Here is a 25,491-nt window from a genome sequence, read left to right as displayed (position 1 = left end):
GCATTGCTTCAGGTAAAATCTCGTTATGAGAATTCTTATCAGTAACGACGATGGTTACCTCGCGCCCGGCCTGCAGGCACTGGCCGATGCGCTGGCCGTTATCGCCGAGGTGGTAGTGGTCGCACCGGACAGCAACCGCTCCGGCGCTTCCAATTCACTCTCGCTGGACCGGCCCTTATCCTTGCACAAGGCCGCCAATGGTTTTTATTATGTCAATGGCACGCCCACCGATTGCGTACACGTGGCGTTGACGGGCCTGATGCAGGAACGGCCCGACCTGGTAGTGTCCGGCATCAACAACGGCCCCAATATGGGCGACGACACCCTGTATTCGGGCACCGTGGCGGCTGCGACGGAGGGGTATCTGTTTGGCATTCCCGCCATCGCCTTTTCACAGGCCGAATATGGCTGGGCCAACCTGGATGCCGCCGCGCGCGTGGCCAGGGAAATCGTCGAGCGCCGCTTTGACGACTTGCAAAAGCCTTATTTGCTGAACGTAAACATCCCTGCCATCCCCTACGAACAATTGCGCGGCACGGTCGCCACGCGCCTGGGCCGGCGCCATTCGTCTGAGCCGGTGATACGCGCACTCGACCCGCGCGGCCGTGAAATCTTTTGGATCGGCCCCGTCGGCGTGGCCAGGGAAGGCGGACCCGGCACGGATTTCCATGCCGTGGCACAAGGCCAGGTATCGATCACGCCGCTGCAGATCGACCTGACCCATCGCACTGAACTCGATGCATTGGCAAAAGGTCTGGCATGAGCGACAAGCCGCGCAACTTTCCCCTGACCCTGGACTCGCTCGCTGGCAAGCCTGCCCGGCAGGGCGGGGCGCAGTCGCTGGCACAATCGCGCGTGGCCACGCCCCAGACGGCAACCCAGAATGCGGCGCAAAGCGCGGGACGCAGTGTGCAGGGACCGGGGCATGAGCGGGCGCCGGCGTCAGCGTTAGCGCCATCGCCATCGCGGCAACATCCGCTGGTGTCCGAAGCCGTACGGCGCGCCATGGTGGCGCGCATCGCCAAGCAGGGTGTGCAGGATCATGTGGTGCTGGACGCCATGCTGGCCGTGCCGCGCCATCTGTTCATGGACGAGGCGCTGGCCTCGCAAGCGTATATCGATGCTTCGCTGCCGATCGGCCATCACCAGACGATTTCCCAGCCGTATATCGTTGCCCGCATGATCGAAGTCATGCGCCAGGGCAGCCCCTTGCAGCGCGTGCTCGAGATCGGTACTGGCTGTGGCTACCAGGCGGCGGTATTGTCGCTGGTGGCGAAAGAGGTGTTTTCGATCGAGCGCATCAAGCCTTTGCATGAGCTGGCGAAGGCCAATTTGCGGCCCTTGCGCGTGTCGAATCTGCGTTTGCAGTACGGAGATGGTATGCTTGGCCTGCCGCAGGCGGCGCCCTTTGACGGCATCATCCTTGCCGCTGCCGGCCTGGAAGTCCCGCATGCCTTGTTGGAACAGCTGACAATCGGCGGGCGTCTGGTTGCGCCGGTGGGCGCCAAATTGCAGCATTTACAACTGATTACCCGGGTGGGGAAAATGGAGTGGACCAGCCAGACCCTGGAAGATTGCCATTTCGTACCTTTGCGCCCGGGCACCATATGATCCCCGGATCGGATAGCAAAGCAGGACATACAATTACATGCGAATGATTAAGAAAAGTAAGCTACTCATAGGCAGCCTCAGCTTGGCTGCCATCCTCAGCGGCTGCGGCACCACGGGTGTCCAGGCGCCGGTCGTGGAGCGCCAGCCGGCCCCGGCCAGCAGCGCGGCGGCAAACGATGCCAAGGATAAGGATCCCGCCCTGTACACGGTCAAGCGTGGCGACACCCTGTTGCGCATCGCGCTCGAACATGGCCAGAATTACCGCGATCTGGTGACCTGGAATGACTTGAGCAATCCGAACGACATCAAGGTCGACCAGGTGTTGCGCGTGCTGCCGCCGAATGGCGAGTCGGGCGGTGCCCAGACCTCTGCCGTTGTGATGGCGCCACCGATTGAAACGCGTCCATCGACGCCGGCCGTGCAAAAGAAAACCGGTCCGCGCGGCGAGAAGCGTCCCTATTCCGATGCTACTCTGGCTGAATTGCGCGCCGATGGCGATGCGCCGGCCGCCAAACCTGCTCCTGCGGCGGCCACCGCGCCGGCCGCCGTGGCCGCTGCGCCGGCGGCATCCGCAGCGGCGTCTGCGGCACAGTCTGCTGGTGACGACAAGATCGGCTGGATCTGGCCGACCGAAGGCAAGGTCATCGCTACTTTTGACGAAGGCAAGAACAAGGGCGTCGACATCGCCGGCAAGGCCGGGCAGCCGGTGGTGGCCGCTGGCGCAGGAAAAGTCATGTATGCCGGGAGCGGAATCCGTGGTTATGGTAATCTTGTTATCGTGAAGCACAATAATAGTTTATTGTCGGCTTATGCGCATAACCGCAGCATCCTGGTGAAGGAAGGACAGAACGTCACGAAGGGCCAGACGATTGCCGAAATGGGCGATTCCGATGCGGACCGCGTGAAGCTGCACTTTGAAATCCGACAACAAGGCAAACCTGTCGATCCTTCGAAATTCCTGCCTAACCGTTAGGTAAAGCAATGACACACGCGCCGCATGACCAGCTGGACGATGACATGGATCCGCCGGAAGAGGGCGCGGACGACATCGTGACGGAAGATGTTGGCGAACTCGACGGCATCGACGCCGTCGAGGCTGGCGAGGGCGCCGAGCCTGCCAGCGTCAGCGTGCTGGTCGAAAGTGTCGATGAATTGAAAAAAGTGCTGGCGGCCGAACTGTCGACCGATACCACCCAGCACTATCTGAACCAGATCGGCACGCGGCCCCTGCTGACGGCGCCGCAAGAAGTGCATTACGCCACCCTCGCCAAGCAGGGCAATTTCGAAGCCCGGCAAACCATGATCGAGCATAACCTGCGCCTGGTCGTGTCGATCGCCAAGCATTACATCAACCGCGGCGTGGTCTTGCTCGACATGATAGAAGAAGGCAATATCGGCCTGATGCGGGCGATCGACAAGTTCGAGCCCGAGCGCGGTTTCCGCTTTTCCACTTACGCCACCTGGTGGATACGCCAGAGTATCGAACGCGCCATCATGAACCAGGCCCGCACGGTGCGCCTGCCGGTGCATATGGTGCGCGAGCTGAACCAGATCCTGCGCGGCAAATACCACCTCGAAGCGCAGCACCATGACGGCAAGGACGCCACCGCCGAAGACATCGCCCACCTGGTTGGCCGTCCGGTGGAAGAGGTGCAGGATATCCTGGCCCTGTCCGAACATGCCACCTCGCTCGACGCGCCGCTCGACAACGACCCACAGTCATCCTTGATGGACATGCTGCCCGGCGCCGCCGAAGACAGCCCCGATGCGCGCGCCGAACACCATGAAATGACGGTGCTGGTGCGTGACTGGCTGACCAAGCTGCCCGACAAGCAGCGCGTGGTCATCATGCGCCGCTTCGGCCTGGATAATGACGATCCAGCCACCCTGGAAACCCTGGCCGAAGAGATGGGCGTGACGCGCGAGCGCGTGCGCCAGATCCAGCAGGAAGCCTTGATCAAACTGAAACGCGCGATGGCGGCACGCGGCGTCGTCAGAGACTCATTATTGTGAAGATAACAGGCCCCGGCTACTCGGGGTCTGCATCTGCTATCATACGCCCCGCTCGCGGCGCCTGACCTTTTCCCCCTTTCTACAAGTTCCAGCGCGGCCCTGCGTCCCGGCCCACTCTTATCTATTGATCGCTATGCAAGAAAATATCATCGAAATCAAATCGCTCGACATGGACGCCCGCGGCGTCGGCCATATTGAAAACGAAGACGGCACGCCGGGCAAAGTCGTGTTTGTTGAAGGCGCCTTGCCGGGCGAGAAGGTCAGCTTTGTCACGTTCAAGAAAAAGAAGAACTGGGAAATGGCCCGCATGACGGCGCTGCACCGCGAATCGGCCATGCGCATCACGCCCAAGTGCAAGCATTTCGATAACTGCGGCGGCTGCTCGATGCAGCACCTGGAGCCGTCGGCCCAGGTCGCCATCAAGCAGCGCGTGCTGGAAGATAATCTGTGGCATATCGGCAAGGTGCGTCCGCTTAACATCATGCGCCCGATGTATGGCCCGACCTGGGGCTACCGCTACCGCGCACGCCTGTCGGTGCGCCACGTCAAGAAAAAAGATGCCGTACTGGTGGGTTTCCATGAAAAGAAATCGGCTTTCGTGGCCGACATGGATAGCTGCGAGATCCTGCCGCCGCACGTATCGAACATGCTGCTGCCGCTGCGCGGGTTGATCGCCTCGCTGTCGATCTTCGACCAGATGCCGCAGATCGAGCTGGCCGTGGGCGAAGACGTCACCGCCATGGTGTTGCGCATCATGGCGCCATTGACGGGCGACGATGAAAACAAGCTCAAGGCGTTTGCCGACGAATATGGCGTGCAATGGTGGTTGCAGGTGAAGGGCCCCGAAACGGCCGTGCCGTTCTACCCGCTGGACAAGCAGCTGCATTATCTGCTGCCGGAATTTGGCGTCAAGATGCCGTTCAAGCCGGTCGACTTTACCCAGGTGAATCACCACATCAACCGGGTACTGGTATCGAAGGCCTTGCGCCTGCTGGAAGTGCAGCCGCAAGACCGCGTGGCCGACCTGTTCTGCGGCCTCGGTAACTTCACCCTGCCGCTGGCCACTCAGGGCAGCGAAGTGGTTGGCATCGAAGGTAGTACCACTTTGACCGAGCGCGCACTGGAAAACGCGTTAGCGAATGGCTTGTCGGCAAAGACTTCATTCTCCACGCGCAACCTGTTTGAAGTGACGACGGATGACCTGATCGCCCTGGGCAAGTTTGACCGCATCCTGATCGACCCGCCGCGCGATGGCGCCATGGCCCTGTGCCAGGCGCTGGTGGGCCTGGCGCAGACGCGTCCGGATATGCTGCCCAAACGCATCGTGTATGTATCGTGCAGCCCGTCAACCCTGGCGCGCGACGCCGGCATCCTGGCGCTGGAAGCAGGCTACACCTTGAGCAAGGCAGGCGTAGTGAATATGTTCCCGCATACGTCGCACGTCGAGTCGATGGCGGTGTTTGATCTGGCTCAGTAATTCTTGTAGAACTGGCGGGCGGCCTGGCAGGCGCCCGTCCTGTCATCATAAAGCCAGTGTAATACCACTTTCAATATTATCGAAATTGGTATGTTCCTCCAAGGCAATATCGATTTTTTCCTCCTTCCCCCTGCATTTTGTGTTTCCTCCAGTAGGACAACACGCCATCTTTCTAAGCTCAGTTGAATTTTGAGCCAAGTGGTATTGACCTGTTTGATGCCACTGCAAAACCACTTGACTACCTATTTCTTCAGCAGCATGCTCGTCACGCAACTGTAACAATCCACAGGGTCATTATTTATCTAAAACAAAGAGTCGTCTTCCGCAAACCCAGACAGGAGATAGCGTGGAAAATTTAATACTCAGAAAAACGATCAGGAACATGATGTTATGCGTGGCCAGCGGCGGTGTGCTGGCGGCATGTGGTGGCAGTGGCGAGGCCAGTGCGCCAGCCGCGTCGAAGATGCTGGCGGCCAGCACGGTGGCTTGCACCGCCTGGCAAGAGGGCGGTACCTACACGGCCGGCTCGGTCGTCACGTACCAGGGCGGCACCTATACGGCGCTGGTAACGCAGACCGATTACGCCGGTTCTGGCTGGAATCCTGTCGCCTCGCCTAGCCTGTGGAGTGCTGGCGGCATTTGCGGCGCAGAATCCACGCCTACTCCGACGCCAACGCCGGCACCGACGCCAACGCCTACCCCGGCGCCTGCACCAGTGGCGGCGCCTGGCCCAACGGCTGACCCGGCGGCGGCCAGCGCCTGCGCCCTGGCGTGGGTTGCCAGCACGGCTTACACGGGCGGCGCCACGGTCAGCTATAACGGCGTCAATTACCGCGCCAATTACTGGACCCAGGGCGACAACCCGGCCACCAACAACGGCGGCCCCGGCACCGGCAAACCATGGACCATCGTCGACAACTGCAGCACCACGCCGACCCCAACGCCCACTCCAACTCCGACACCAACGCCGACTCCCACCCCAACGCCTACCCCAACACCAACGCCGACACCTACCCCAACGCCAAATGGCCGCGAAGTCGGCGCCTACTTTGCGCAGTGGGGCGTGTATCAGCGTGGTTATGAAGTGGCCAATATCCAGAGCAGCGGCACTGCCAGCAAGCTGACCTTCATTAACTACGCCTTCGGTAATATCTACGCCAAGAACGGCGGCTATGTGTGCGACATGATCACCAAGGCCGAGCCTGGTGCGACCAATCCGAATGCGCCGGACGCAGGCACGGGCGGCGATGCCGAAGCCGACTACATCCGCACGCCGGTACGCACTGTCGATGGCCAGGCCATACCGTGGGATGCGCCGTTGTCGGGCAACTTCCTGCAGCTCAAAAAGCTGAAGGCGGCCAATCCCAACCTGAAGGTCTTCATTTCGCTGGGCGGCTGGAGCTGGTCGAAGTTCTTCTCGGCCGGTTCTGCCACCGATGCGCTGCGCAAACAGATGGTCAGTTCCTGCATCGACATCTACATCAAGGGCAATTTGCCAGTGCAGGGCGGCCGTGGCGGGCCAGCTGCGGCAGTGAACGTGTTTGATGGTATCGACATCGATTGGGAATACCCGATGGGTGGTGGCCAGCCATACAACACGGCCAGCCCGGCCGACAAGCAGAACTTCACCTTGCTGCTGGCAGAGTTCCGCCGCCAGCTCGATGCGCTGGGCGCCACCACCGGCAAGCGCTACCTGCTGACGGCCGCTGTCGGTGCCGGCAAGGACAAGATCGACAATACGGAACCGGCCCTGTATTCGCAGTCGCTGGACTGGATCAACCTGATGACGTACGACTTCCATGGTGGTTGGGAAAATAGTACCAACTTCAATGCCCATCTGTATGCCGACCCGGCCGATCCATCGATCGGCGTGATTCGCGAATACACGGCAGACAGGGCGATCCAGTACATGATCAATGCCGGCGTACCGCGCAACAAACTGCTGCTGGGTATTCCGTTCTATGGCCGTGGCTGGACCGGCGTGGCGCCAGGGCCGAATGGCAATGGCCTGTATCAGACTGCAACGGGTGCGGCGCCGGGCTCTTATGAGGCAGGCATCGAAGACTACCGCTTGCTCGTCGCCAAGGCTGGCACGCGCTACTACCATCCGGTCACCAAGCAGCTGTATCTGTACACGGGTACTGGCGGCCAATGGTGGAGCTATGACGATCCGACCGTGATTGGCACCAAGATGCAATATGTCAAGGACCAGGGCCTGCGCGGCGCCTTCTCGTGGTCGCTCGATGGCGACGCGAATGGCGTGCTGGCCAATGAAGTATGGAAAGTGCGGTGAAACCTTGCTAGTGTAGAGTAGGGCGCGGCCGGGTAGCATTGCTGCCCGGCCGTTCACGTTAAAGACATGCAAACACAGGAGGCGGTGATGGCGGCGGTAGCGACATTGACAGGGCAGCAGGGTGCTCAGGGCGTGCAGGAACTGAGCCGAGAGTGGCGCAGCTGGATCGCGGAAAACCTGATGCTGGGCAGTCATCCTTCCAGCCTGATGCCGGTGCTGCAGCAGGCGGGCATCGCCGAAAAACTGGCGCGCCGCGAAGTGGAGCTGGCACTGCAAAGCCCGTATCTGGCTGGCGCCGTGCGGCTGTCGAACCGGCTGGCCAAGCGCGACTGGGTGATCGATATCCAGCGCCGTCTGAACCAATTGCGCGCCCCCGAAATCCCGCGCCGCCACCAGTTGCCGGCGCAAGCCTTCCTCGATGAATTCTATAGTTTGAACCAGCCCGTGATCATCACTGGCATGATGGAAGACTGGCCGGCCCGCAGCAAATGGAGTCCCGCCTATTTCCGCGAACATTTTGCCGAGCGTGTGGTGGAAGTGCAGTTCGGTCGCGAAGCCGATGCGCAGTATGAAATGAATAGCCTGGTCCACAAGCGCAAGATGGCCTTTGGCGAGTACGCCAGCATGGTGGAAAACAGCGGCCAGACGAATGATTTCTACATGACGGCCAATAACAGTTCGCAAAACCGGCAAGCCTTGCGCGAGCTGTGGGACGATATCGGCCAACTGCCTGAATACCTGGTGCAGGGCGAGCGCACGGGCTTTCTGTGGTTTGGCCCGGCGGGCACAGTCACGCCATTCCATCACGACCTGACGAATAATTTCATGGCCCAGGTGGCGGGGCGCAAGCGCGTGCGCATCATGGCCGCCTGCGAAGTGGCGCGCGTGTATAACCAGCGCCATTGCTTCACGCCCGTCGATGGGCGCGAGATCGATTTGCAGCGCCACCCCTTGATGGGCGACGTGCAGGTGCGCGACTGCATCCTGGCGCCTGGCGAGATCCTGTTTTTGCCGGTCGGCTGCTGGCATTTTGTCGAAGCGCTCGATATTTCGCTGACGGTCGCTTTCACCAACTTCAAATGGGAAAACGACTTTTACAGCAAGTATCCCAAGAATCACGACTTTTGAGCGTTGCCCCGTATGACGCGAACACGCTGACAACAGCCGCCGAACAGGCGGCTTTTTTATGCTTCAGCACGCTTCTTGCCGCTAATATTAGTTTTAAATAATTGATTCAAGTCATTTCAGCGCAATTATTTTGCTGTGAATTGCCATCATCTTTCATTATCCAGATGGGCATGACGGGTGGATAATTTTGTTGCTCTTGCGCTGCCAGGCACCTTTTCCCGACTTGCCGGCCGGCGCAGGCATGACTAGTGGAGGCAGTAGGGCATGAACATGCAACACACGACACAAGAGCTACAAGCGGTAGTCAATACGGACTCGCGGCTGTACCGCGCGGCAGCCGACTTGCTGGCCAGGGCAGACATCCATTTGAATGGCGACGCTGCCTGGGATATGCAGCTGCGCAAGCCGGGCGTGCCCGAGCGGGCTTTCGCCAGCGGCAACCTGGGGCTGGGCGAAGCCTATATGGATGGCGACTGGGACGCGGGCCAGCTCGACGAATTTTTTGCCCACTTGCTGCGCGCGCGGCTGGGCGATGAAGTCAAGCCGGTGCGGCTGGCTTTTCATGCGCTGACGGCGCGTCTGTTCAATCTGCAAAGCGAGCGCCGCGCCTGGATGGTGGGCAAGGAACACTACGACCTGGGCAATGAGTTTTACGCCGCCATGCTCGATCCGCGCATGACCTATACCTGCGGCTACTGGAAAGACGCCAGCAACCTGGCCGAGGCGCAGGAAGCCAAGCTGGACCTGGTCTGCCGCAAGTTGCGCCTGGAGCCCGGCATGCGCGTGCTCGATATCGGCTGCGGCTGGGGCAGTTTCATGCGTTATGCGGCTGAAAAATACGGCGTGCAATGCGTGGGCGTGACGATCTCGAAGGAGCAGGCCGAGTATGCGCGCAGCTTGCCGGGCGGTGCAAACCTCGATTTCCGCCTGCAGGACTACCGCGACATGCACGAACGCTTCGACCGTATCGTCAGCATCGGCATGTTCGAGCATGTGGGCCATAAAAACCACCGCACCTACATGGAAGTGGCGCACCGCTGCCTGGAAGACGATGGCCTGTTCCTGCTGCATACCATCGGCAAGAACAAGCGCCAGTCGACCAGCGACCCGTGGATAGACAAATACATCTTCCCGAATGGCGACTTGCCGTCGATCGGCCAGATCGGCGACGCCATGGATGATTTGTTCGTGGCTGAAGACCTGCACAATTTCGGCGCCGACTATGACAAGACCCTGATGGCCTGGCACGCCAATTTCGAGCAAGCCTGGCCCCGTTTTGCCGATCAGCTGGGTGAGCGCTTCCGCCGCATGTGGTCCTACTATTTGCTGTCCTGCGCCGGGGCTTTCCGCGCGCGTGATTTGCAGCTGTGGCAGTGGGTGCTGTCCAAGCAGGGCGTGCTGGGCGGCTACCAGCGGGTCAGCTGATGGCCGGCATGAACCAGGGCCTAACTGCTATCATCGCCTGATGGATATCAATCAAGCGCGTACCTTTCTGGAAGTGGCTTCCTGCGGCAGTTTCATTATGGCGGCCGAACGCATGCATGTGACGCAAACGGCGGTCAGCGCCCGCATCCGTACCCTGGAGCAGCAACTGGGGCGCCAGCTATTCGTGCGCAACAAGGCTGGCGCGCGCCTGACGCCGGCTGGCGAGCGTTTCATGCGCCACGCGGCAACCATGGTGCAAGTGTGGGAGCGGGCGCGCCACCAGGTGGCCTTGCCGCCAGGGAGGGAGGATGGCGTCAGCATCGGTTGTGAGCTGAGCCTGTGGCAGCCGATGCTGGGCGAATGGCTGATCGGCATGAACCGCGATTGTCCAAAGATCGCCTTGCGCGCCGAAGTCGACAACCCGGCGCGGCTGCTCGACGCCGTGCATGACGGTTCGCTGGACCTGGCCGTGCTGTACAACCCGCCGCAGCGCCCTGGCCTGGTCAGTGAATTGCTGGCCGAGGAAAAGCTGGTGATGCTGACCACCCGTCCCGATGGGCAGATGCATGCGGACGCCTATGTGTATGTCGACTGGGGCCCCAGCTTTGCGGCCAACCACCAGGCGGCGTTTCCCGAGCTGAGCAGTCCGCCCGTGTCGATTTCGCTGGGGCCGCTGGCGCTGGTGTATTTGCGCGAAGTGGGTGGCGCCAGCTATTTCCGCGTCGGCATGGCGCGCCCGTATCTCGAAGCGGGCCAGCTGTTCCGCGTCCACGGCGCGCCGGAATTCTCGCATTCTGCCTACGCCGTGTATGCGGCCCAGCGCGACAATCCCACGCTGGACCGCGCCCGCGCCTGCCTGCGTCTGGTGGCCGAGCGGTGGCGAACGATGTAAAGCTGGTGGTACAGGCGTAAAAAAGCCGACCCGCAGGTCGGCTTTTGATTTTTGACGCGTGATGATTAGTCGCGGCTGCCGCCGGCCAGGCCCAGGAGGGACAACAGGCTGGTGAAGATGTTGTACACGTCCAGGTAGATGCGCAGGGTAGCCGAGATGTAATTGGTCTCGCCGCCGTTGATGATTTGCTGCACGTCATACAGGATGTAGGCCGAGAAGATCGCGATGGCAACCATCGAGATGACGATCGACAGTGCCGACAGGCCCAGGAAGATGTTCGCTACCGATGCCAGGATCAGCACGATCACACCAGCGAACAGCCATTTGCCCATCGCAGAGAAATCGCGTTTCGAGACCGTGGCGATGGTTGCCATCACTGCCAGGATGGTGGCCGTGCCGCCGAACGCCGTCATGATCAGGGTGCCGCCGTTCGAATAGCCGAGCGTGCGCGTCAGGATAGGCGTGAGCATCAGGCCCATGAAGAAGGTGAAGCCCAGCAGGACGGCGACGCCCAGGCCCGAGTTCTTGGTTTTTTCAATTGCAAACATGAAGCCGAAGGCGACCGCCATGAAGATGATGAAGCCCATGCCGCCATGCAGCATTGGCAGGTGCAGCTGCACGCCGACGAATGCGCCCATCACGGTCGGTATCATGGACAGCGCCAGCAGCCAGTAAGTGTTGCGCAAGACCTGGTGGCGTACTTGCTGCATGCCTCCCGACAGGTCAAAAGTGCGTTGCATGTTCTGATTCATAGTGCCTCCGTGTGATCGATTCAAATTGCTACTGCGGCCAAGGATAGCATGGACCCCGCTTTTTGCAAAAAAAACAGCTTAAGATTGCATTAAACTCAGCTGGGGCTGGAAGATGTACCCTGCTTGTCTGGGAGATATGGGGCTTAGTATGGTAAAATCAAAGGTTGATTGAGTTCTCAATTTACGTTTTAAACCTTTCTTTTTATTGGAGTTTTCACACATGGCAATCGAACGCACCCTGTCGATCATCAAACCAGACGCAGTTGCAAAAAACGTAATCGGCCAAATCTACAGCCGTTTCGAAAACGCTGGCTTGAAAATCGTTGCAGCCCGCATGACCCAATTGTCGCGCGAACAAGCTGAAGGCTTCTACGCAGCGCACAAAGAGCGCGGCTTCTTCAAAGACCTGGTGGACTTCATGGTTTCCGGCCCAGTCATGATCCAGGCTCTGGAAGGCGAAAACGCCGTTCTGGCCCACCGCGATCTGATGGGCGCAACCGATCCGAAGAAAGCAGAAAAAGGCACGATCCGCGCCGATTTCGCTGATTCGATCGACGCTAACGCCGTACACGGCTCCGACGCTGTCGAAGCTGGCAAAGTAGAAATCGCTTACTTCTTCCCAGAACTGAAGGCTTAATTGCCTTAGATAACGTTATTTCCTGGCGTTATCTGTGAAATAACTTTATCACCCCCTGTTCCCGCTGCGCCTGGTTTTTTTTTGCGCGCGCGGGGACGGATTTTTAGAATAGATATGATCATGACTACGACGACACTCACCAACTTGCTGGACCTCGATCCCGCGCAACTCATCGCTTACTGCGCCGAGTTGGGAGAGAAACCGTTTCGTGCGAAACAATTGCAACGCTGGATACACCAGTTCGGCGCCTCCGATTTCGACGCTATGACGGACCTGGCCAAGTCGCTGCGCGACAAGCTGGCGACGCGCGCCGAAGTGCGCGCCCCGGCCATCATCAGCGACCATACGTCGACGGATGGCACGCGCAAGTGGCTGGTCGACGTGGGCAATGGCAATGCCGTGGAAACCGTGTTCATCCCGGAAGACAACCGCGGCACCCTGTGCATCTCGACCCAGGCCGGCTGCGCCGTTAATTGCCGTTTCTGCTCGACTGGCAAGCAAGGCTTCAACCGCAACCTGACAGTCGGTGAAATCATCGGCCAGTTGTGGATGGCAGAATTTGAATTGCGCCGCACCAAGGGTATCGAACCAGGCCCGAAAGGCGAGCGCCAGATCACCAACGTGGTGATGATGGGCATGGGCGAGCCCCTGCTTAACTTTGAGCCGACCGTCACCGCCCTCAAATTGATGCTCGACGATAACGCCTACGGCCTGTCGCGCCGCCGCGTGACCTTGTCGACCTCGGGCGTGGTGCCGATGATGGACAAGCTGTCGCAGGAAGTGCCGGTGGCCCTGGCCGTCTCGCTGCACGCCTCGAACGACAAGCTGCGCGATGGGCTGATTCCGCTGAACAAGAAATACCCGCTGAAGGAATTGATGGCGGCCTGCAAGCGCTACCTGGAATTCGCGCCGCGCGATTTCATTACCTTCGAATACTGCATGCTCGATGGCGTCAACGATAGCGACGAACACGCGCGCGAACTGCTGGCGCTGGTGCAAGACCGCGAGTTCGGCGTGAACTGCAAGTTCAACCTGATCCCGTTCAACCCGTTCCCGGAATCGGGCCTGTTCCGTTCGAAAAACCCGCGCATCAAGGCGTTTGCCCAGGTGCTGATGGATGGCGGCATCATCACCACCGTGCGCAAGACGCGCGGCGACGATATCGACGCCGCCTGCGGCCAGTTGGCCGGCGAAGTCAAGGACCGCACGCGGGTGCAGGAGCGCATGGAAAAAATGACGGAATACCAGCAGAAGTTTGGCGCCAATTTCGGAAAAATCGTGGAGATCCGCTCCTGATGGGGGAAGGCATGGCTTACCATCGCTTGCTCGCTGTGGCTGCTGTTAGCCTGGCTGTGCTGCTGGTCGGCTGTGCTTCCGCTGCGCATGATGACAAGGTCTTGGGTGCCACTGCCGCCACTGCTGCCACTGCCACCAATCCGGCCCAGCAGCGCGCCAGCCTGCGTTTGCAGCTGGCCAGCGCCTACTACGGCGCAGGCCAGCTGGACGTGGCGTTTGAGGAAGTGACGCAGGCGTTGTTGCTGGCGCCAGGCGACGCCCAGGCCTATGGCATGCGTGCGCTGATCCAGGCGGGCCGGCAGCAAAATTTGCCTGCTGAGAAAGATTTCCTTTACGCCTTGCGCCTTGCGCCCCACAATCCTGAGTTGAGCAATAATTACGGCCTGTTTCTGTGCCAGACGGGACGCGCGGCGCAATCGCTGGCTTATTTTGATGCGGCGCTGCAAGATGTTTCCTATGTAACACCGGAAAAGGCGCTGCATAATGCGGGCGCATGCAGTGCGAGTTTGAAACAATATCAGCGCGCTGGCGCGTATTGGTTACGGGCGCTGCAGATCGCACCAGACGTGGCGGCGACAAATGCCGGTCTGGCGCGCGTATATTACGAACAGCAAGACTACCGGCAAGCGGCTTTTTATCTTGCGCGGCTCGGTAAAGTAGCGACTATGGAGAGCCAAACGGCCGATGTGCTGTGGCTCGGGATCAAGGTGCAGCATCAGCTCGGGGATGTGGGCGCGGAGGCTGGCCTGGCGGCGCAATTGCGTCACCACCATTCCGCCTCCCCCGAATATGCTGCTTATCAAAATGGGGCGTTTGATGAGTGAGACAGGGATACCAATGAATTCAGAGCAGGCAGAGACGCCTCAGCAGCAGCCCCAGGGTGGTCTGGCGTCGGCAGGGGCGCAATTGAAGGCGCAGCGCGAAGCGCTGGGCTGGCCGGTGGAACAGGTGGCGGACCAGCTCAAGCTGGCGCCGCGCCAGGTGATCGCGCTGGAGCAGGGTGATACGGCCGCTTTGCCGAATGTGGCGGTGGTGCGCGGTTTTGTGCGCGCTTATGCCAAGGTAGTCAGGCTCGATGCGGCGCCGCTGGTGGCCCTGATCGAAGTGGCGGCAGCGCCGACGCAAGATCCGGCCACGCCGGTGCGGCGGGAAATTTCGGCGACGTTTTCAGAGTCGCGCTTTCCATCGATGACGCATCGCTCGTCCAGTTCGCCCGTAGTATGGATCGTTGGCGCCGTGGTCGTGGTGGCAGTTGCCGCCTTTGGCGCTTACAAGCTCGGCTATGTTCCGGCAGCCTTGATGGCCCATGTGGACAAGGACAAGGAAGCCGATCATCCTGCGATGTCCGGTCCGGTGGAAACCACCCTGATCAAGCCGGGCCAGGATCTGACGCCCGTGCAGACGCCATCCGTGCCGCTCATTTCCGTGCCGCCGCCGGCCAATGATACGCAGACGGGAACGGCCGCGTCGGCTGCAGCGTCGGTCCCGGCAGCTGCCGCTCCTGCCGCGCCAGCCCCCGCTCCTGCACCTGAAGCGGCCGCTGTCACGCCGCCGGCCGCAGCAGCAAGCGCCAACGCGCTGGTGCTGAAAATTGAGCAAGATTCCTGGGTAGAAATTCGCCGTCGCGGTACCACGCCGCTGGTGTCGCGCATGATGCGCGCTGGCAGCACTGAAACATTTAATATCGCCGGCCCGGCAACACTGGTGGTCGGCAAGCCAGGCGCCGTGCAAGCGACCTTGCGTGGCGCCAAGCTGGACTTGCCGACCGTACCTGGTGGTACGATTGCACGTGTCAGCATCGAATAAATAGTCACAATTGCAATAAACAACTCACAAGACGAAACATATGGCTACCTCGAATACAGCGATCGGTTCCGGTCCTTCAGGCCGCCGCGACAGCCGCAAAGTGCTGATCGCGCACGGCCAGCGCCAGATCTGGGTGGGCGGCGACGCCCCCGTGGTGGTGCAGTCGATGACCAATACGGATACGGCCGATGCGATCGGTACGGCGATCCAGATCAAGGAACTGGCGCGTGCCGGATCCGAACTGGTGCGCCTGACGGTGGACCGTCCCGAATCGGCTGCCGCCGTGCCCTACATCCGCGACCAGCTCGACAAGATGGGTATCGACGTGCCGCTGGTGGGCGATTTCCATTACAACGGCCATACGCTGTTGAACGACTATCCTGATTGCGCGCGCGCGCTGTCGAAGTACCGTATCAACCCTGGCAACGTGGGCAAGGGCGCCAAGCGCGATACGCAATTTGCGCAAATGATCGAAGCGGCCTGCAAGTATGACAAGCCGGTGCGCATCGGCGTGAACTGGGGCAGCCTGGATCAAGCCTTGCTCGCCCGCATCATGGATGAGAACGCGGGCCGTGCCGAACCGTGGCCGGCGCAAGCGGTCATGTATGAAGCGCTGGTAACCTCGGCGATAGAAAACGCCGTGCGTGCCGAAGAGCTGGGTCTGGGCCGCGACAAGATTATTTTGTCGTGCAAGGTGTCGGGCGTGCAGGATCTGATCGCTGTCTACCGCGAATTGTCCCAACGCTGCGATTATCCGCTACACCTGGGCTTGACGGAAGCGGGCATGGGCAGCAAGGGCATCGTGGCCTCGACGGCGGCGCTGGCGGTGCTGTTGCAGGAAGGCATCGGCGACACCATCCGTATTTCGCTCACGCCCGAGCCGGGCGGCGACCGTACGCGCGAAGTGATCGTGGGCCAGGAAATCCTGCAAACCATGGGCTTGCGCAAGTTCGCGCCGATGGTGATTGCCTGCCCCGGTTGCGGCCGCACCACCTCGACCACGTTCCAGGAACTGGCTGACAATATCCAGACCTATCTGCGCGAGCAGATGCCGGAATGGAAAAAATCCTATCCGGGCGTGGAAGCGATGAATGTGGCCGTGATGGGCTGCATCGTCAACGGCCCCGGCGAATCGAAACACGCCAACATCGGCATCAGCCTGCCCGGCACTGGCGAATCGCCGGCTGCGCCCGTGTTTGTCGATGGCGAAAAAGTCGTCACCCTGCGCGGCGAGCGCATCGTGGAAGAATTCCAGGACATCGTCTTGAATTATGTGAAGAGCCACTACGGCAAAGTAGCGGCCTGAGCATATACCGGTAAAAACAGTAAAGAAGAACACTATGTCTGAAAATAAGAAATTCGATAAAATCACCGCCGTCAAAGGCATGAATGACGTGCTGCCGGCCGACGCGGCCCTATGGGAATTGTTTGAAAACACGGCGCAATCCGTGCTGCAAAGCTATGGCTTCCAGCAAATCCGCACGCCTATCGTCGAAGAAACGAAGCTGTTCGCGCGCGCGATTGGCGCCGTGACCGATATCGTGGAAAAGGAAATGTATTCGTTCACCGATTCGATGAACGGCGACAACCTGACCCTGCGCCCTGAAGGCACGGCTGGCGTAGTGCGCGCCGTGGTCGAGCACAACCTGGTCTACGAAGGGCCGAAACGCCTGTGGTACAAGGGCCAGATGTTCCGCCACGAGCGTCCGCAAAAAGGCCGTTACCGCCAGTTCCACCAGTTTGGCGCGGAAGCGATCGGCTTTACCGGTCCCGATATCGATGCCGAGCTGATCATGATGACGCGCCGCCTGTGGGATGACCTGGGCCTGGAAGGCATCCGCCTGGAATTGAACTCGATCGGCGATGCGGCCGAGCGCCTGCGCCACCGGGCCGACCTGATCGCCTATCTGGAAGGCCATAGCGAGCTGCTCGACGAAGAAGCCAAGCGCCGCCTGCACAGCAATCCGCTGCGCATCCTCGACACCAAGAATCCTGCCATGCAGGACCTGGTCAATGGCGCGCCGAAGCTGCTGGACTATCTGGGCGAAGAATCGCTGGCGCACTTTGCTGGCGTGCAAAAGATTTTGAACCACAACAATATTCCATTTACCATCAATCCACGCCTGGTGCGCGGCCTGGATTATTACAACCGCACCGTGTTCGAGTGGGTCAGCGACAAGCTGGGTGCGCAAGGCACGGTCTGCGCCGGTGGCCGCTATGACGGCATGGTGGAAATGTTTGGTGGCAAGTCCACGCCGGCGGTCGGTTTCGGCATGGGCGTCGAACGCCTGGTCTTGCTGATGAAAGATGCGGCCGAGCCAGAACAGCCAGCCCTGTGCGACGTGTATCTGGTGCATCAAGGCGAAGAAGCGGGCTTGCAGGCCTTCGTGCTGGCCGAGCGGATACGCGATGCCGGCCTGGACGTTGTGCTACATTGCGCAGCGAGCAATGGCGGCGGCGCCTTCAAGAACCAGATGAAAAAGGCCGACGCCAGCGGCGCGGCGTTTGCCGTGATCCTGGGCGACGATGAAATCGCCAACCACGTTGCCACCGTAAAAGCCATGCGCGAAGCGGAAGCTGGGTCGCAGCAAAACACGGTGCCGTTCGACGACGTCGTCGATTACCTGGTGGACCAGATCATCGGCAGCCATGATTGCGGCCATGACCATGGTGCTGATGGCCACGTGCATCACCATCATTAATCTGCGCTATTAATTTGTCTTATTAATCTGAAACAATACCGTTCTACCCTTCGCTAACTTCGATTAACTATTCATTAAAACTGACGACTCATGGCATACGATCACGAAGAACAAGAACAACTGGCAACCCTCAAAGCCTGGTGGCAACGCAACGGCAACGTGACCTCCTGGGTCTTGATCGTCGCGCTGGCCGCCTACAGCGGCTGGGCCGGTTGGCAGTACTATCAGCGCAACCAGGCGGCGCAAGCTGGCCAGTTGTACGATGAACTGCAAAACGCCATCGTCGCCAAGGACAACGTCAAGGTGCAGCGCGCGGCGTCCGACATGCAGTCGCGTTTCAGCGGCACCGCCTACGCGCAGATGGCTGCGCTGGCCGCCGCCAAGACGGCTTTCGACGCGAATGATCTGAAAGCCGCCAAGACCCAGTTGCAATGGGTAGCGGACCATGGCAGCGAAGAATACAAGGTCATCGCGCAACTGCGCCTGGCTGGCGTGCTGATGGATGAGAAGTCGTACGATGAAGCGCTGAAAGTACTGGCGTCCGCCAACCTGCCGCAATTTGCCGGCGCCGTGGCGGACCGCAAGGGCGATATCCTGGTCGCGCAAAACAAGCTGGCCGACGCCCGCACCGCCTACCTGGCAGCGCTGGCTGCTACCGCCAAGGATAATCCAGGCCGTCAATTGATCCAGGTGAAACTGGAAGCGATCGGCGGCACGGTGCCGGAAGACAAAGCCAAGGCAGATCAAGCTGCGGCCTGATAGGAAAACTACCGGTTCTGCTGCGCGGCGTTACTGCCGGCGGCTCGACCCTTACAAGTACAAGAAGAAGGTTGGATAACACTTATGCGTGTCACTGAAAAGCTGGTAGCTGCAAGCCTGTTGGTGCTGGTGGCGGGTTGCTCGTCCTTGAATCCGTTTGCCAAGAAAGATCCGAAAGTCGAGCCGGCACCACTGGTCGAGTTAAAATCGAGCCTCGCCGTGCGCGATGCATGGAAATATTCCATCGGCAAGTCAGGCGTGTATGCCTTCAGCCCGGCGCTGTCCGGCAGCAGCCTGTACGTGGTCAGTGCCGATGGCGCGCTGGCGCGCCTCGATGCAGCCACCGGCCGTGAAACCTGGCGCGTCAAGGCCGGTAGCGACATCACTTCCAGCGCCGGCACCGATGGCAGCATCGTCGCCGTGGGCGGCGCCAAGGGCACCGTGCTGGCTTTTGATGCCGATGGCAAACCATTGTGGACCTACCAGGCGTCGAGCGAAGTGTTGACGGCGCCTGTCGTCAGCCAGGGTATCGTCGCCGTACGCAGCGTCGATAACCGCATCGTCGGCATCGATGCCAAGACGGGTGAGCGCAAGTGGGTAGTACAGCGCGCAACGCCAGCATTGACCCTGCGCAATGCGCCGGGCATGGTAGTGGGCGGCGCCAACCTCTACGTGGCACAGCCGGGTGGCAAGCTGATGGCGTTGACCACGGCAACCGGCGTAGTACGCTGGGAAAACGTGGTCAGCGAACCGCGCGGCGCCACGGAACTGGAACGCGTGTCCGACATCGCCGGTGCGCCGGTGGTGTTTGAAAACGAAGTGTGCACCGTCACTTACCAGGGCAAGGCCGGCTGCTTCGATGCGGCCACCGGCGTGCCCCGCTGGACCAAGCCTTACTCGTCCGACGTAGGCGTGGCGGTCGACCAGCGCTTCGTGTTTGCCGTCGATGAACAGGGTGCCGTGACGGCGTTCAGCCGCGAAGCAGGGCAGAGCGCCTGGAAGAATGACGGACTGGCACGCCGTCGCGTGTCGACGCCAGCCTCGTTTGGCCGCAGCGTTGCGGTTGGCGATTATCAAGGTTACATCCACTTCCTGTCACGGGAAGATGGCGCATTTATAGGTCGGGTCAGCACCGACGGTAGTCCGATTGTTTCGGCCCCCGTTGTCGCCGGTTCGAATTTGATTTTTCAAACCCAATCAGGGACAGTGATCGCTCTCGCGGTCGAGTAATACAATGAAGCCGGTAATAGCACTAGTAGGTCGACCCAATGTTGGGAAATCGACTTTATTCAATCGTCTGACCCGCTCGCGCGATGCGCTGGTGGCGGATTTGCCTGGGTTGACGCGCGATCGTCACTATGGTGAAGGCCGTGTCGGCGAACGTCCCTTCCTGGTCATCGATACGGGTGGTTTCGAACCCGTCGCCAAGGAAGGCATCATGCACCAGATGGCACTGCAGACCAAGCAGGCCGTGGCGGAAGCCGACGTGGTGGTCTTTATCGTGGATGGCCGTCAGGGCCTGACGCCGCATGACAAGACCATCACCGACTTCCTGCGCAAGAGTGGCCGTCCGGTCATGCTGGTGGTCAACAAGAGCGAAGGCATGCGCTATACGGCCGTGGTCTCGGACTTCTACGAGCTGGGCATGGGCGATCCATATGCGATCTCGTCCGCGCACGGCGACGGCGTGACCGACCTGGTCGAAGTCATGCTGGACACCGCCTTTGCGCAGCGTCCGGACGAGCCTGAAGAGCTGGAAAAGACTGATCGCGGCATCCGTATCGCGCTGGTCGGCCGCCCGAACGTGGGCAAGTCGACCCTGGTCAACACCCTGCTGGGCGAAGAGCGCGTGATCGCCTTCGACATGCCGGGCACTACCCGCGACTCGATCGAGATTCCGTTCGAGCGCGATGGCCAGCAATACACCTTGATCGACACGGCCGGTATCCGCCGCCGTGGCAAGGTGTTTGAAGCGATCGAGAAATTCTCGGTAGTGAAGACGCTGCAATCGATTTCCGAAGCCAACGTGGTGATCCTGCTGCTCGATGCGCAGCAAGATATTTCCGAGCAAGACGCGCATATCGCCGGCTTTATCCTGGAATCGGGCCGCGCACTGGTGGTGGCCGTGAATAAATGGGACGGCTTGCAATCGCACGAGCGCGATGAGATCAAGATCGACCTCGACCGCAAGCTCGATTTCCTGTCGTTTGCCAATATGCACTTTATTTCGGCGCTGAAAGGCAGCGGCATCGGCCCATTGATGAAATCGCTCAACGCAGCCTACGCGGCCGCCATGTGCGACCTGTCGACGCCGAAGCTGACGCGCGCCCTGATCGAAGCGGTAGAGAAGCAGGAGCCGCGCCGCAAGGGTTCGATCCGCCCGAAACTGCGTTATGCTCACCAGGGTGGCATGAACCCGCCGGTGATCGTGATACACGGCAATGCACTCGACGCCGTGGGCGAGCCATACAAGCGTTATCTGGAAAAACATTTCCGCGATACTTTCTCGCTGGTGGGCACGCCATTGCGCATTGAATTGCGTACCGGTAAAAACCCGTTTGCCAGAACGCCAAAATAAACTGGTTTGAATTTGTAAAATACGGTTGATTGCTTAAATGGCTTGTAATTAAGTTTACATTAAGGCGCCGCATGGAAAATGCGGTGCCGATTTTAAATAATCTGGACATAGTCACGGTGATATTGCCGTAACTATGCACCATGCGCGACAGCGATCGCGAAAACAGGTTACAGTAGCTGCGATGCATCATTCTCTGCAAGAGAATACTGTGTGAGCACTTGAAATCAAGCGAGTCGCCTCCAATTTCTACACAACAACATAAACAACGGAGCTGTTATGAGCAACAAAGGGCAACTGTTACAAGACCCATTCCTCAATGCATTACGCAAAGAGCATGTTCCGGTCTCGATTTATCTGGTCAATGGTATTAAATTACAAGGCCATATCGAATCGTTCGATCAATATGTCGTATTGCTGCGCAATACGGTTACTCAGATGGTATACAAGCATGCCATCTCGACAGTGGTGCCGGCCCGTGCCGTCAATCTCAATATTGAATCAGAAGCGGAGTAAAGCGTTGAGCTTGACGGCCCAGCGCCTCTCACCCTCCATCGCCCGCGCGCGCAATTGCGCGCGTGTCCGCGTCAGCGGCGCTGATGCATTTGCATCGGCGCCACTGATCGCGCCTGTGTTTGCTTCAACTCATTTGTTTCCATCATGCGCGCGGCACTAGTCGGGGTTGACTTCGGTCACAGCGACTTTGCCGCCAGCATGGAGGAATTGATGCTGTTGTCGCGCTCGGCTGGCGCCGATCCGATTTCCACCATCACGGCCAAGCGTTCCAGTCCCGATTCTGCTTATTTTGTCGGTAGCGGCAAGGCGGACGAGATTGGCGACGCCGTCGTCAATGACAAGCTGGAAATCGTCATCTTCAATCATGCCCTCTCGCCGGCACAGCAGCGCAATCTGGAAAAGCGCCTGAATGTGCGGGTGCTGGACCGTACCAGCCTGATCCTCGACATCTTTGCACAGCGCGCCAAGAGCCATGAGGGCAAGCTGCAGGTCGAGCTGGCCCAGTTGCAGCATTTGGCCACGCGCCTGATCCGCGGCTGGACTCACCTTGAGCGGCAAAAGGGCGGTATCGGCTTGCGCGGTCCCGGCGAGACGCAGCTCGAGACCGACCGCCGGCTGATCGGCGACCGTGTCAAGGCACTGCGGGCTCGCCTGGAAAAGCTGCACAAGCAGCGTGAGACGCAGCGCCGTGCGCGCGGCCGCAATCACACGTTTTCCGTGTCGCTGGTTGGCTATACCAATGCCGGCAAGTCGACCCTGTTCAACGCTGTGACCAAGGCTGGCGTGTATGTCGCCGACCAGTTGTTCGCCACGCTGGACACCACCTCGCGCCGGGTTTACCTGGGCCAGGAAGTGGGCAATGTGGTGATCTCCGACACGGTCGGCTTCGTGCGCGAATTGCCGCATCAGCTGGTGGCCGCTTTTCGCGCCACGCTCGAAGAAACCATCCATGCCGATCTGCTGCTGCACGTCGTCGACGCTTCGTCGCCGGTGCGCATGGAGCAGATCGAACAGGTCAATCTGGTCTTGAAAGAGATCGGCGCCGATCATATTCCGCAAATCCTCGTGTGGAACAAGATCGATGCGGCCGGGCTGGAGCCGTCGATAGAGCGTGATGAATATGCTACGATCAGTCGCGTCTTCGTCAGTGCGCAAAAAGGCAGCGGGCTGGACCTGCTGCGCGAGGCGATCGTCGAGATGGCGAAGAATGCGCCAGGTTCGGCCCATCTCTACCAGGATGGCGAAGCGCAACAGCAAGACGAATACAGTCAGCACGAGCACGACCAGCAGCACGATGGCGCCGCCCCGGATCAGGCCACAGAGCCAGACCAGGATGATAGGTTTTCCACCCACTCTCAAGTCGGAACACGATAGTTATGCTTGTCTCCCTACTCAAAAAAACAGGCTTGAAGTTATCCCTGAATGATCCCCGCTGGGGCAATCGCAAGGACGACGGCAAGAAAGCCCAAGAAGGCAAAAAGCCCGGTGAAGGTCCGCCGGACCTCGATCAGTTGTGGCGCGATTTCAATCAGCGCCTGAACGCCTTTTTCGGACAGAAGAATAATCGTCCCGATAATGGCGGCAACGGTGGCGGCGGCAATGGCCCCCGTCCGGACATGAAGGGCGCGGGCATCACTGCTGGCGTGGTCGGCGTGATCGCGGTGCTGATCTGGCTCGCCAGCGGCGCCTTCATCGTGCAAGAGGGCCAGAGCGGTGTCGTGCTGACCTTCGGCAAATACACGCGTACCACGCCGGCCGGTTTCAACTGGCGCTGGCCGTATCCATTCCAGACCGACGAAACCGTCAATGTGTCGCAGGTGCGCACGGTGGAAGTGGGTTATCGCCAATCGCTGAGCGACAAGAAAGCCAGCGAATCGCTGATGCTGACGGACGATGAAAACATCATCGACATCCAGTTCGCGGTGCAATACACCCTGAAAGATCCGGTCGCCTGGCTGTTCAATAACCGCGACCAGGAAGAGGCCTTGCGCCAGGTTGCCGAAACGGCGATCCGCGAAGTGGTCGGCCGCAGCAAGATGGACTTCGTGCTGTACGAAGGCCGTGAAAAGGTCGCGTATGAAACGCAGCAGTTGATGCAGCAGATCCTCGACCGCTACCAGGTCGGCGCTCTGATCAACAATGTGACGATGCAGACCGTGCAGCCGCCGGAGCAGGTGCAAGCCGCTTTCGACGATGCCGTGAAGGCAGGTCAAGACCGCGAACGCCAGAAAAATGAAGGCGAAGCCTATGCCAACGACGTGATTCCAAAAGCGCACGGCGCCGCCTTCCGCCTGATCCAGGAAGCCGAAGCCTACCGCTCCATGGTGACCGAGAACGCAACTGGTAATGCCTCGCGCTTCAAGCAGGTGCTGGTCGAGTACCAGAAAGCGCCGGCCGTGACGCGTGACCGCATGTATCTGGAAACGATGCAGCAAGTGTTCTCCAGCACCAGCAAGGTCATGGTCGATGCGAAGACGGGCAGCAATCTGCTGTACCTGCCACTGGACAAGCTGATTGCGCAGACGGCCGCATCGGACGCCACCGCTGCGGCGGCGCGTGCAGCTGCCTCGCCTGCCACCACCACCGTTTTGCCACAGGAAACCATGCAGACAGTCGAAGTCAATTCGCGCCGTGATGGCCGTTCTTCGCGTGAACGGGAGAGCCGCTAATGAACCGTATCGTAGCCGCCCTGATCGCGGGCTTTATCGCGATCATGCTGTTGTCCTCGACCGTGTTCATCGTCGACCAGCGCAAGTACGCCGTGGTCTTCGCCCTGGGCGAAGTCAAGGATGTGATCAGCGAACCGGGTTTGTATTTCAAACTGCCGCCGCCGTTCCAGAACGTGATGTATCTGGACAAGCGTATTCAAACCATCGATACGCCGGAACCGGAGCGTTTCATCACGGCCGAGAAGAAAAACATCCTGGTCGATGCCTTCGTCAAATGGCGCATCGCTGATCCAAAGCTGTATTTCCGCAGCTTTGGCGGCGATGACAGCCGCACCCGCAACCGCATGTCGCAAATCGTCAAGGCTGCCCTGAACGATGAAATCACCAAGCGCACCGTGCGCGAAGTGATCTCCGGCCAGCGCGGCAAGGTGATGGAAGCGATCCGCGCCAAGGTGACGGCCGAAGCCAAGGTGATCGGCATTGACATCGTCGACGTGCGCTTGAAGCGTGTCGATTACGTCGAGCAGATCAACAACTCGGTGTATGACCGCATGAAGTCCGAGCGCGTGCGCGTGGCCAATGAGCTGCGTTCGACCGGTTCGGCTGATTCGGAAAAAATCCGCGCCGACGCCGACAAGCAGCGCACCGTGATCCTGGCCGAAGCGTATAGCAAGGCCGAGAATATCCGCGGTGAAGGCGACGCCAAGGCATCGCAGATCTATTCGGAAGCGTTTGGCAGGAATCCGGAGTTCTACAAGTTCTACCGCAGCCTGGAAGCTTACCGCGCCACGTTCAAGGGACCGAACGACGTGATGGTGGTCGATCCTAGCTCGGAATTCTTCAAGTACTTCAAGGGCGGTCCTTCGGCCGGCGCAGCGAAGAAGTAAAAATAAGTCGCCAGTGATGGTGCAAGCGGGGCCGGCAGCGATGCCGGCCCCGT

The 25,491-nt window shown here is 59.9% G+C and carries 24 protein-coding genes; 22 read left to right on the top strand and 2 right to left on the bottom strand.

Going from position 1 to position 25,491, the window contains the following annotated elements; genetic code table 11:
* The first annotated feature begins 25 nt into the window (after positions 1-25).
* From surE to rlmD, 5 genes are all read left to right on the top strand, one after another.
* Positions 26-763: a 5'/3'-nucleotidase SurE gene (surE, locus tag HDE75_RS04885; protein WP_183675969.1), complete on the top strand. Its 738-nt coding sequence runs from the start codon at positions 26-28 to the stop codon at positions 761-763.
* Positions 760-1,611, top strand: a complete 852-nt coding sequence (locus HDE75_RS04880; RefSeq protein ID WP_183675970.1) for a protein-L-isoaspartate(D-aspartate) O-methyltransferase — start codon at positions 760-762, stop codon at positions 1,609-1,611. The genes surE and HDE75_RS04880 overlap by 4 nt, the downstream gene beginning before the upstream one ends.
* A 43-nt stretch (positions 1,612-1,654) precedes the next feature.
* On the top strand, positions 1,655-2,584 hold the full coding sequence (locus HDE75_RS04875; protein ID WP_183675971.1) for a peptidoglycan DD-metalloendopeptidase family protein: 930 nt from the start codon (positions 1,655-1,657) through the stop codon (positions 2,582-2,584).
* Between the two features lie 8 nt (positions 2,585-2,592).
* Positions 2,593-3,624 (top strand): RNA polymerase sigma factor RpoS, encoded by a 1,032-nt coding sequence (gene rpoS, locus HDE75_RS04870; RefSeq protein ID WP_183675972.1) that lies wholly within the window; start codon positions 2,593-2,595, stop codon positions 3,622-3,624.
* 133 nt (positions 3,625-3,757) lie between these two features.
* Positions 3,758-5,101: a 23S rRNA (uracil(1939)-C(5))-methyltransferase RlmD gene (gene rlmD / locus HDE75_RS04865; protein WP_183675973.1), complete on the top strand. Its 1,344-nt coding sequence runs from the start codon at positions 3,758-3,760 to the stop codon at positions 5,099-5,101.
* Positions 5,102-5,146: 45 nt separating this feature from the next.
* On the opposite strand, the gene HDE75_RS04860 is transcribed toward rlmD, so the two are convergent.
* A complete protein-coding gene (locus HDE75_RS04860) occupies positions 5,147-5,374 on the bottom strand; it encodes a hypothetical protein (RefSeq protein ID WP_183675974.1) in 228 nt (75 codons plus the stop codon).
* Between the two features lie 109 nt (positions 5,375-5,483).
* Between HDE75_RS04860 and HDE75_RS04855 the strand changes: the two genes are divergently transcribed.
* The 4 genes from HDE75_RS04855 (at position 5,484) to HDE75_RS04840 (ending at position 10,839) form a co-directional block, all read left to right on the top strand.
* A complete protein-coding gene (locus HDE75_RS04855) occupies positions 5,484-7,394 on the top strand; it encodes a glycosyl hydrolase family 18 protein (RefSeq protein ID WP_260173686.1) in 1,911 nt (636 codons plus the stop codon).
* An 87-nt stretch (positions 7,395-7,481) separates the two neighbouring features.
* On the top strand, positions 7,482-8,522 hold the full coding sequence (locus HDE75_RS04850) for a cupin-like domain-containing protein (protein ID WP_183676636.1): 1,041 nt from the start codon (positions 7,482-7,484) through the stop codon (positions 8,520-8,522).
* 264 nt (positions 8,523-8,786) lie between these two features.
* Positions 8,787-9,947: a cyclopropane fatty acyl phospholipid synthase gene (gene cfa / locus HDE75_RS04845; RefSeq protein WP_260173685.1), complete on the top strand. Its 1,161-nt coding sequence runs from the start codon at positions 8,787-8,789 to the stop codon at positions 9,945-9,947.
* 40 nt (positions 9,948-9,987) lie between these two features.
* Complete coding sequence (locus HDE75_RS04840; protein ID WP_183675975.1) at positions 9,988-10,839, top strand: LysR family transcriptional regulator; 852 nt, start codon at positions 9,988-9,990, stop codon at positions 10,837-10,839.
* A 65-nt stretch (positions 10,840-10,904) separates the two neighbouring features.
* Here the strand turns inward: HDE75_RS04840 and HDE75_RS04835 are convergent, their stop codons facing one another.
* Positions 10,905-11,591 carry a Bax inhibitor-1/YccA family protein gene (locus tag HDE75_RS04835; protein ID WP_183675976.1) on the bottom strand — a complete coding sequence of 229 codons (687 nt, stop codon included), beginning with the start codon at positions 11,589-11,591 and terminating at the stop codon, positions 10,905-10,907.
* Between the two features lie 220 nt (positions 11,592-11,811).
* Between HDE75_RS04835 and ndk the strand changes: the two genes are divergently transcribed.
* From ndk to hflC, 13 genes are all read left to right on the top strand, one after another.
* Positions 11,812-12,228 carry a nucleoside-diphosphate kinase gene (gene ndk, locus HDE75_RS04830; protein WP_183675977.1) on the top strand — a complete coding sequence of 139 codons (417 nt, stop codon included), beginning with the start codon at positions 11,812-11,814 and terminating at the stop codon, positions 12,226-12,228.
* A gap of 120 nt (positions 12,229-12,348) precedes the next feature.
* Positions 12,349-13,524, top strand: coding sequence for a dual-specificity RNA methyltransferase RlmN (gene rlmN / locus HDE75_RS04825; protein WP_183675978.1), 1,176 nt, complete (start codon positions 12,349-12,351; stop codon positions 13,522-13,524).
* Between the two features lie 11 nt (positions 13,525-13,535).
* Complete coding sequence (gene pilW / locus HDE75_RS04820; RefSeq protein ID WP_260173684.1) at positions 13,536-14,348, top strand: type IV pilus biogenesis/stability protein PilW; 813 nt, start codon at positions 13,536-13,538, stop codon at positions 14,346-14,348.
* Between the two features lie 13 nt (positions 14,349-14,361).
* Positions 14,362-15,330 (top strand): helix-turn-helix domain-containing protein, encoded by a 969-nt coding sequence (locus HDE75_RS04815; RefSeq protein ID WP_183675980.1) that lies wholly within the window; start codon positions 14,362-14,364, stop codon positions 15,328-15,330.
* Between the two features lie 40 nt (positions 15,331-15,370).
* A complete protein-coding gene (gene ispG, locus HDE75_RS04810; protein WP_183675981.1) occupies positions 15,371-16,636 on the top strand; it encodes a flavodoxin-dependent (E)-4-hydroxy-3-methylbut-2-enyl-diphosphate synthase in 1,266 nt (421 codons plus the stop codon).
* A 34-nt stretch (positions 16,637-16,670) separates the two neighbouring features.
* Complete coding sequence (gene hisS, locus HDE75_RS04805; protein WP_183675982.1) at positions 16,671-18,032, top strand: histidine--tRNA ligase; 1,362 nt, start codon at positions 16,671-16,673, stop codon at positions 18,030-18,032.
* A gap of 90 nt (positions 18,033-18,122) precedes the next feature.
* Positions 18,123-18,791, top strand: coding sequence for a YfgM family protein (locus HDE75_RS04800; RefSeq protein WP_183675983.1), 669 nt, complete (start codon positions 18,123-18,125; stop codon positions 18,789-18,791).
* 84 nt (positions 18,792-18,875) lie between these two features.
* The gene (bamB, locus tag HDE75_RS04795; RefSeq protein WP_183675984.1) at positions 18,876-20,021 is read left to right on the top strand and encodes an outer membrane protein assembly factor BamB; all 1,146 of its coding nucleotides are present in this window, start codon (positions 18,876-18,878) and stop codon (positions 20,019-20,021) included.
* A gap of 4 nt (positions 20,022-20,025) precedes the next feature.
* Positions 20,026-21,369, top strand: a complete 1,344-nt coding sequence (gene der / locus HDE75_RS04790; protein ID WP_183675985.1) for a ribosome biogenesis GTPase Der — start codon at positions 20,026-20,028, stop codon at positions 21,367-21,369.
* A 276-nt stretch (positions 21,370-21,645) separates the two neighbouring features.
* Positions 21,646-21,882: an RNA chaperone Hfq gene (gene hfq, locus HDE75_RS04785; RefSeq protein WP_008450615.1), complete on the top strand. Its 237-nt coding sequence runs from the start codon at positions 21,646-21,648 to the stop codon at positions 21,880-21,882.
* A 144-nt stretch (positions 21,883-22,026) separates the two neighbouring features.
* Positions 22,027-23,256 carry a GTPase HflX gene (gene hflX, locus HDE75_RS04780; protein WP_183675986.1) on the top strand — a complete coding sequence of 410 codons (1,230 nt, stop codon included), beginning with the start codon at positions 22,027-22,029 and terminating at the stop codon, positions 23,254-23,256.
* Between the two features lie 2 nt (positions 23,257-23,258).
* Positions 23,259-24,551 carry an FtsH protease activity modulator HflK gene (hflK, locus tag HDE75_RS04775; protein ID WP_183675987.1) on the top strand — a complete coding sequence of 431 codons (1,293 nt, stop codon included), beginning with the start codon at positions 23,259-23,261 and terminating at the stop codon, positions 24,549-24,551.
* On the top strand, positions 24,551-25,438 hold the full coding sequence (gene hflC / locus HDE75_RS04770; RefSeq protein ID WP_183675988.1) for a protease modulator HflC: 888 nt from the start codon (positions 24,551-24,553) through the stop codon (positions 25,436-25,438). The genes hflK and hflC overlap by 1 nt, the downstream gene beginning before the upstream one ends.
* Positions 25,439-25,491: the final 53 nt, after the last annotated feature.

The organism is Janthinobacterium silvisoli, from assembly GCF_014200725.1.
Classification (GTDB): domain Bacteria; phylum Pseudomonadota; class Gammaproteobacteria; order Burkholderiales; family Burkholderiaceae_D; genus Janthinobacterium.
Note: the sequence above shows the minus strand (reverse complement) of the source record. Positions and strands in the feature narration are given on the sequence as shown.

What these genes read in the sequence shown, in the direction of transcription:
- surE (WP_183675969.1), top strand. Translation starts at nt 26, where the DNA reads ATGAGAATTCTTATCAGTAACGACGATGGTTACCTCGCGCCCGGCCTG.
- HDE75_RS04880 (WP_183675970.1), top strand. Translation starts at nt 760, where the DNA reads ATGAGCGACAAGCCGCGCAACTTTCCCCTGACCCTGGACTCGCTCGCT.
- HDE75_RS04875 (WP_183675971.1), top strand. Translation starts at nt 1,655, where the DNA reads ATGATTAAGAAAAGTAAGCTACTCATAGGCAGCCTCAGCTTGGCTGCC.
- rpoS (WP_183675972.1), top strand. Translation starts at nt 2,593, where the DNA reads ATGACACACGCGCCGCATGACCAGCTGGACGATGACATGGATCCGCCG.
- rlmD (WP_183675973.1), top strand. Translation starts at nt 3,758, where the DNA reads ATGCAAGAAAATATCATCGAAATCAAATCGCTCGACATGGACGCCCGC.
- HDE75_RS04855 (WP_260173686.1), top strand. Translation starts at nt 5,484, where the DNA reads ATGATGTTATGCGTGGCCAGCGGCGGTGTGCTGGCGGCATGTGGTGGC.
- HDE75_RS04850 (WP_183676636.1), top strand. Translation starts at nt 7,482, where the DNA reads ATGGCGGCGGTAGCGACATTGACAGGGCAGCAGGGTGCTCAGGGCGTG.
- cfa (WP_260173685.1), top strand. Translation starts at nt 8,787, where the DNA reads ATGAACATGCAACACACGACACAAGAGCTACAAGCGGTAGTCAATACG.
- HDE75_RS04840 (WP_183675975.1), top strand. Translation starts at nt 9,988, where the DNA reads ATGGATATCAATCAAGCGCGTACCTTTCTGGAAGTGGCTTCCTGCGGC.
- HDE75_RS04835 (WP_183675976.1), bottom strand. Translation starts at nt 11,591, where the DNA reads ATGAATCAGAACATGCAACGCACTTTTGACCTGTCGGGAGGCATGCAG.
- ndk (WP_183675977.1), top strand. Translation starts at nt 11,812, where the DNA reads ATGGCAATCGAACGCACCCTGTCGATCATCAAACCAGACGCAGTTGCA.
- rlmN (WP_183675978.1), top strand. Translation starts at nt 12,349, where the DNA reads ATGACTACGACGACACTCACCAACTTGCTGGACCTCGATCCCGCGCAA.
- pilW (WP_260173684.1), top strand. Translation starts at nt 13,536, where the DNA reads ATGGCTTACCATCGCTTGCTCGCTGTGGCTGCTGTTAGCCTGGCTGTG.
- HDE75_RS04815 (WP_183675980.1), top strand. Translation starts at nt 14,362, where the DNA reads ATGAATTCAGAGCAGGCAGAGACGCCTCAGCAGCAGCCCCAGGGTGGT.
- ispG (WP_183675981.1), top strand. Translation starts at nt 15,371, where the DNA reads ATGGCTACCTCGAATACAGCGATCGGTTCCGGTCCTTCAGGCCGCCGC.
- hisS (WP_183675982.1), top strand. Translation starts at nt 16,671, where the DNA reads ATGTCTGAAAATAAGAAATTCGATAAAATCACCGCCGTCAAAGGCATG.
- HDE75_RS04800 (WP_183675983.1), top strand. Translation starts at nt 18,123, where the DNA reads ATGGCATACGATCACGAAGAACAAGAACAACTGGCAACCCTCAAAGCC.
- bamB (WP_183675984.1), top strand. Translation starts at nt 18,876, where the DNA reads ATGCGTGTCACTGAAAAGCTGGTAGCTGCAAGCCTGTTGGTGCTGGTG.
- der (WP_183675985.1), top strand. Translation starts at nt 20,026, where the DNA reads ATGAAGCCGGTAATAGCACTAGTAGGTCGACCCAATGTTGGGAAATCG.
- hfq (WP_008450615.1), top strand. Translation starts at nt 21,646, where the DNA reads ATGAGCAACAAAGGGCAACTGTTACAAGACCCATTCCTCAATGCATTA.
- hflX (WP_183675986.1), top strand. Translation starts at nt 22,027, where the DNA reads ATGCGCGCGGCACTAGTCGGGGTTGACTTCGGTCACAGCGACTTTGCC.
- hflK (WP_183675987.1), top strand. Translation starts at nt 23,259, where the DNA reads ATGCTTGTCTCCCTACTCAAAAAAACAGGCTTGAAGTTATCCCTGAAT.
- hflC (WP_183675988.1), top strand. Translation starts at nt 24,551, where the DNA reads ATGAACCGTATCGTAGCCGCCCTGATCGCGGGCTTTATCGCGATCATG.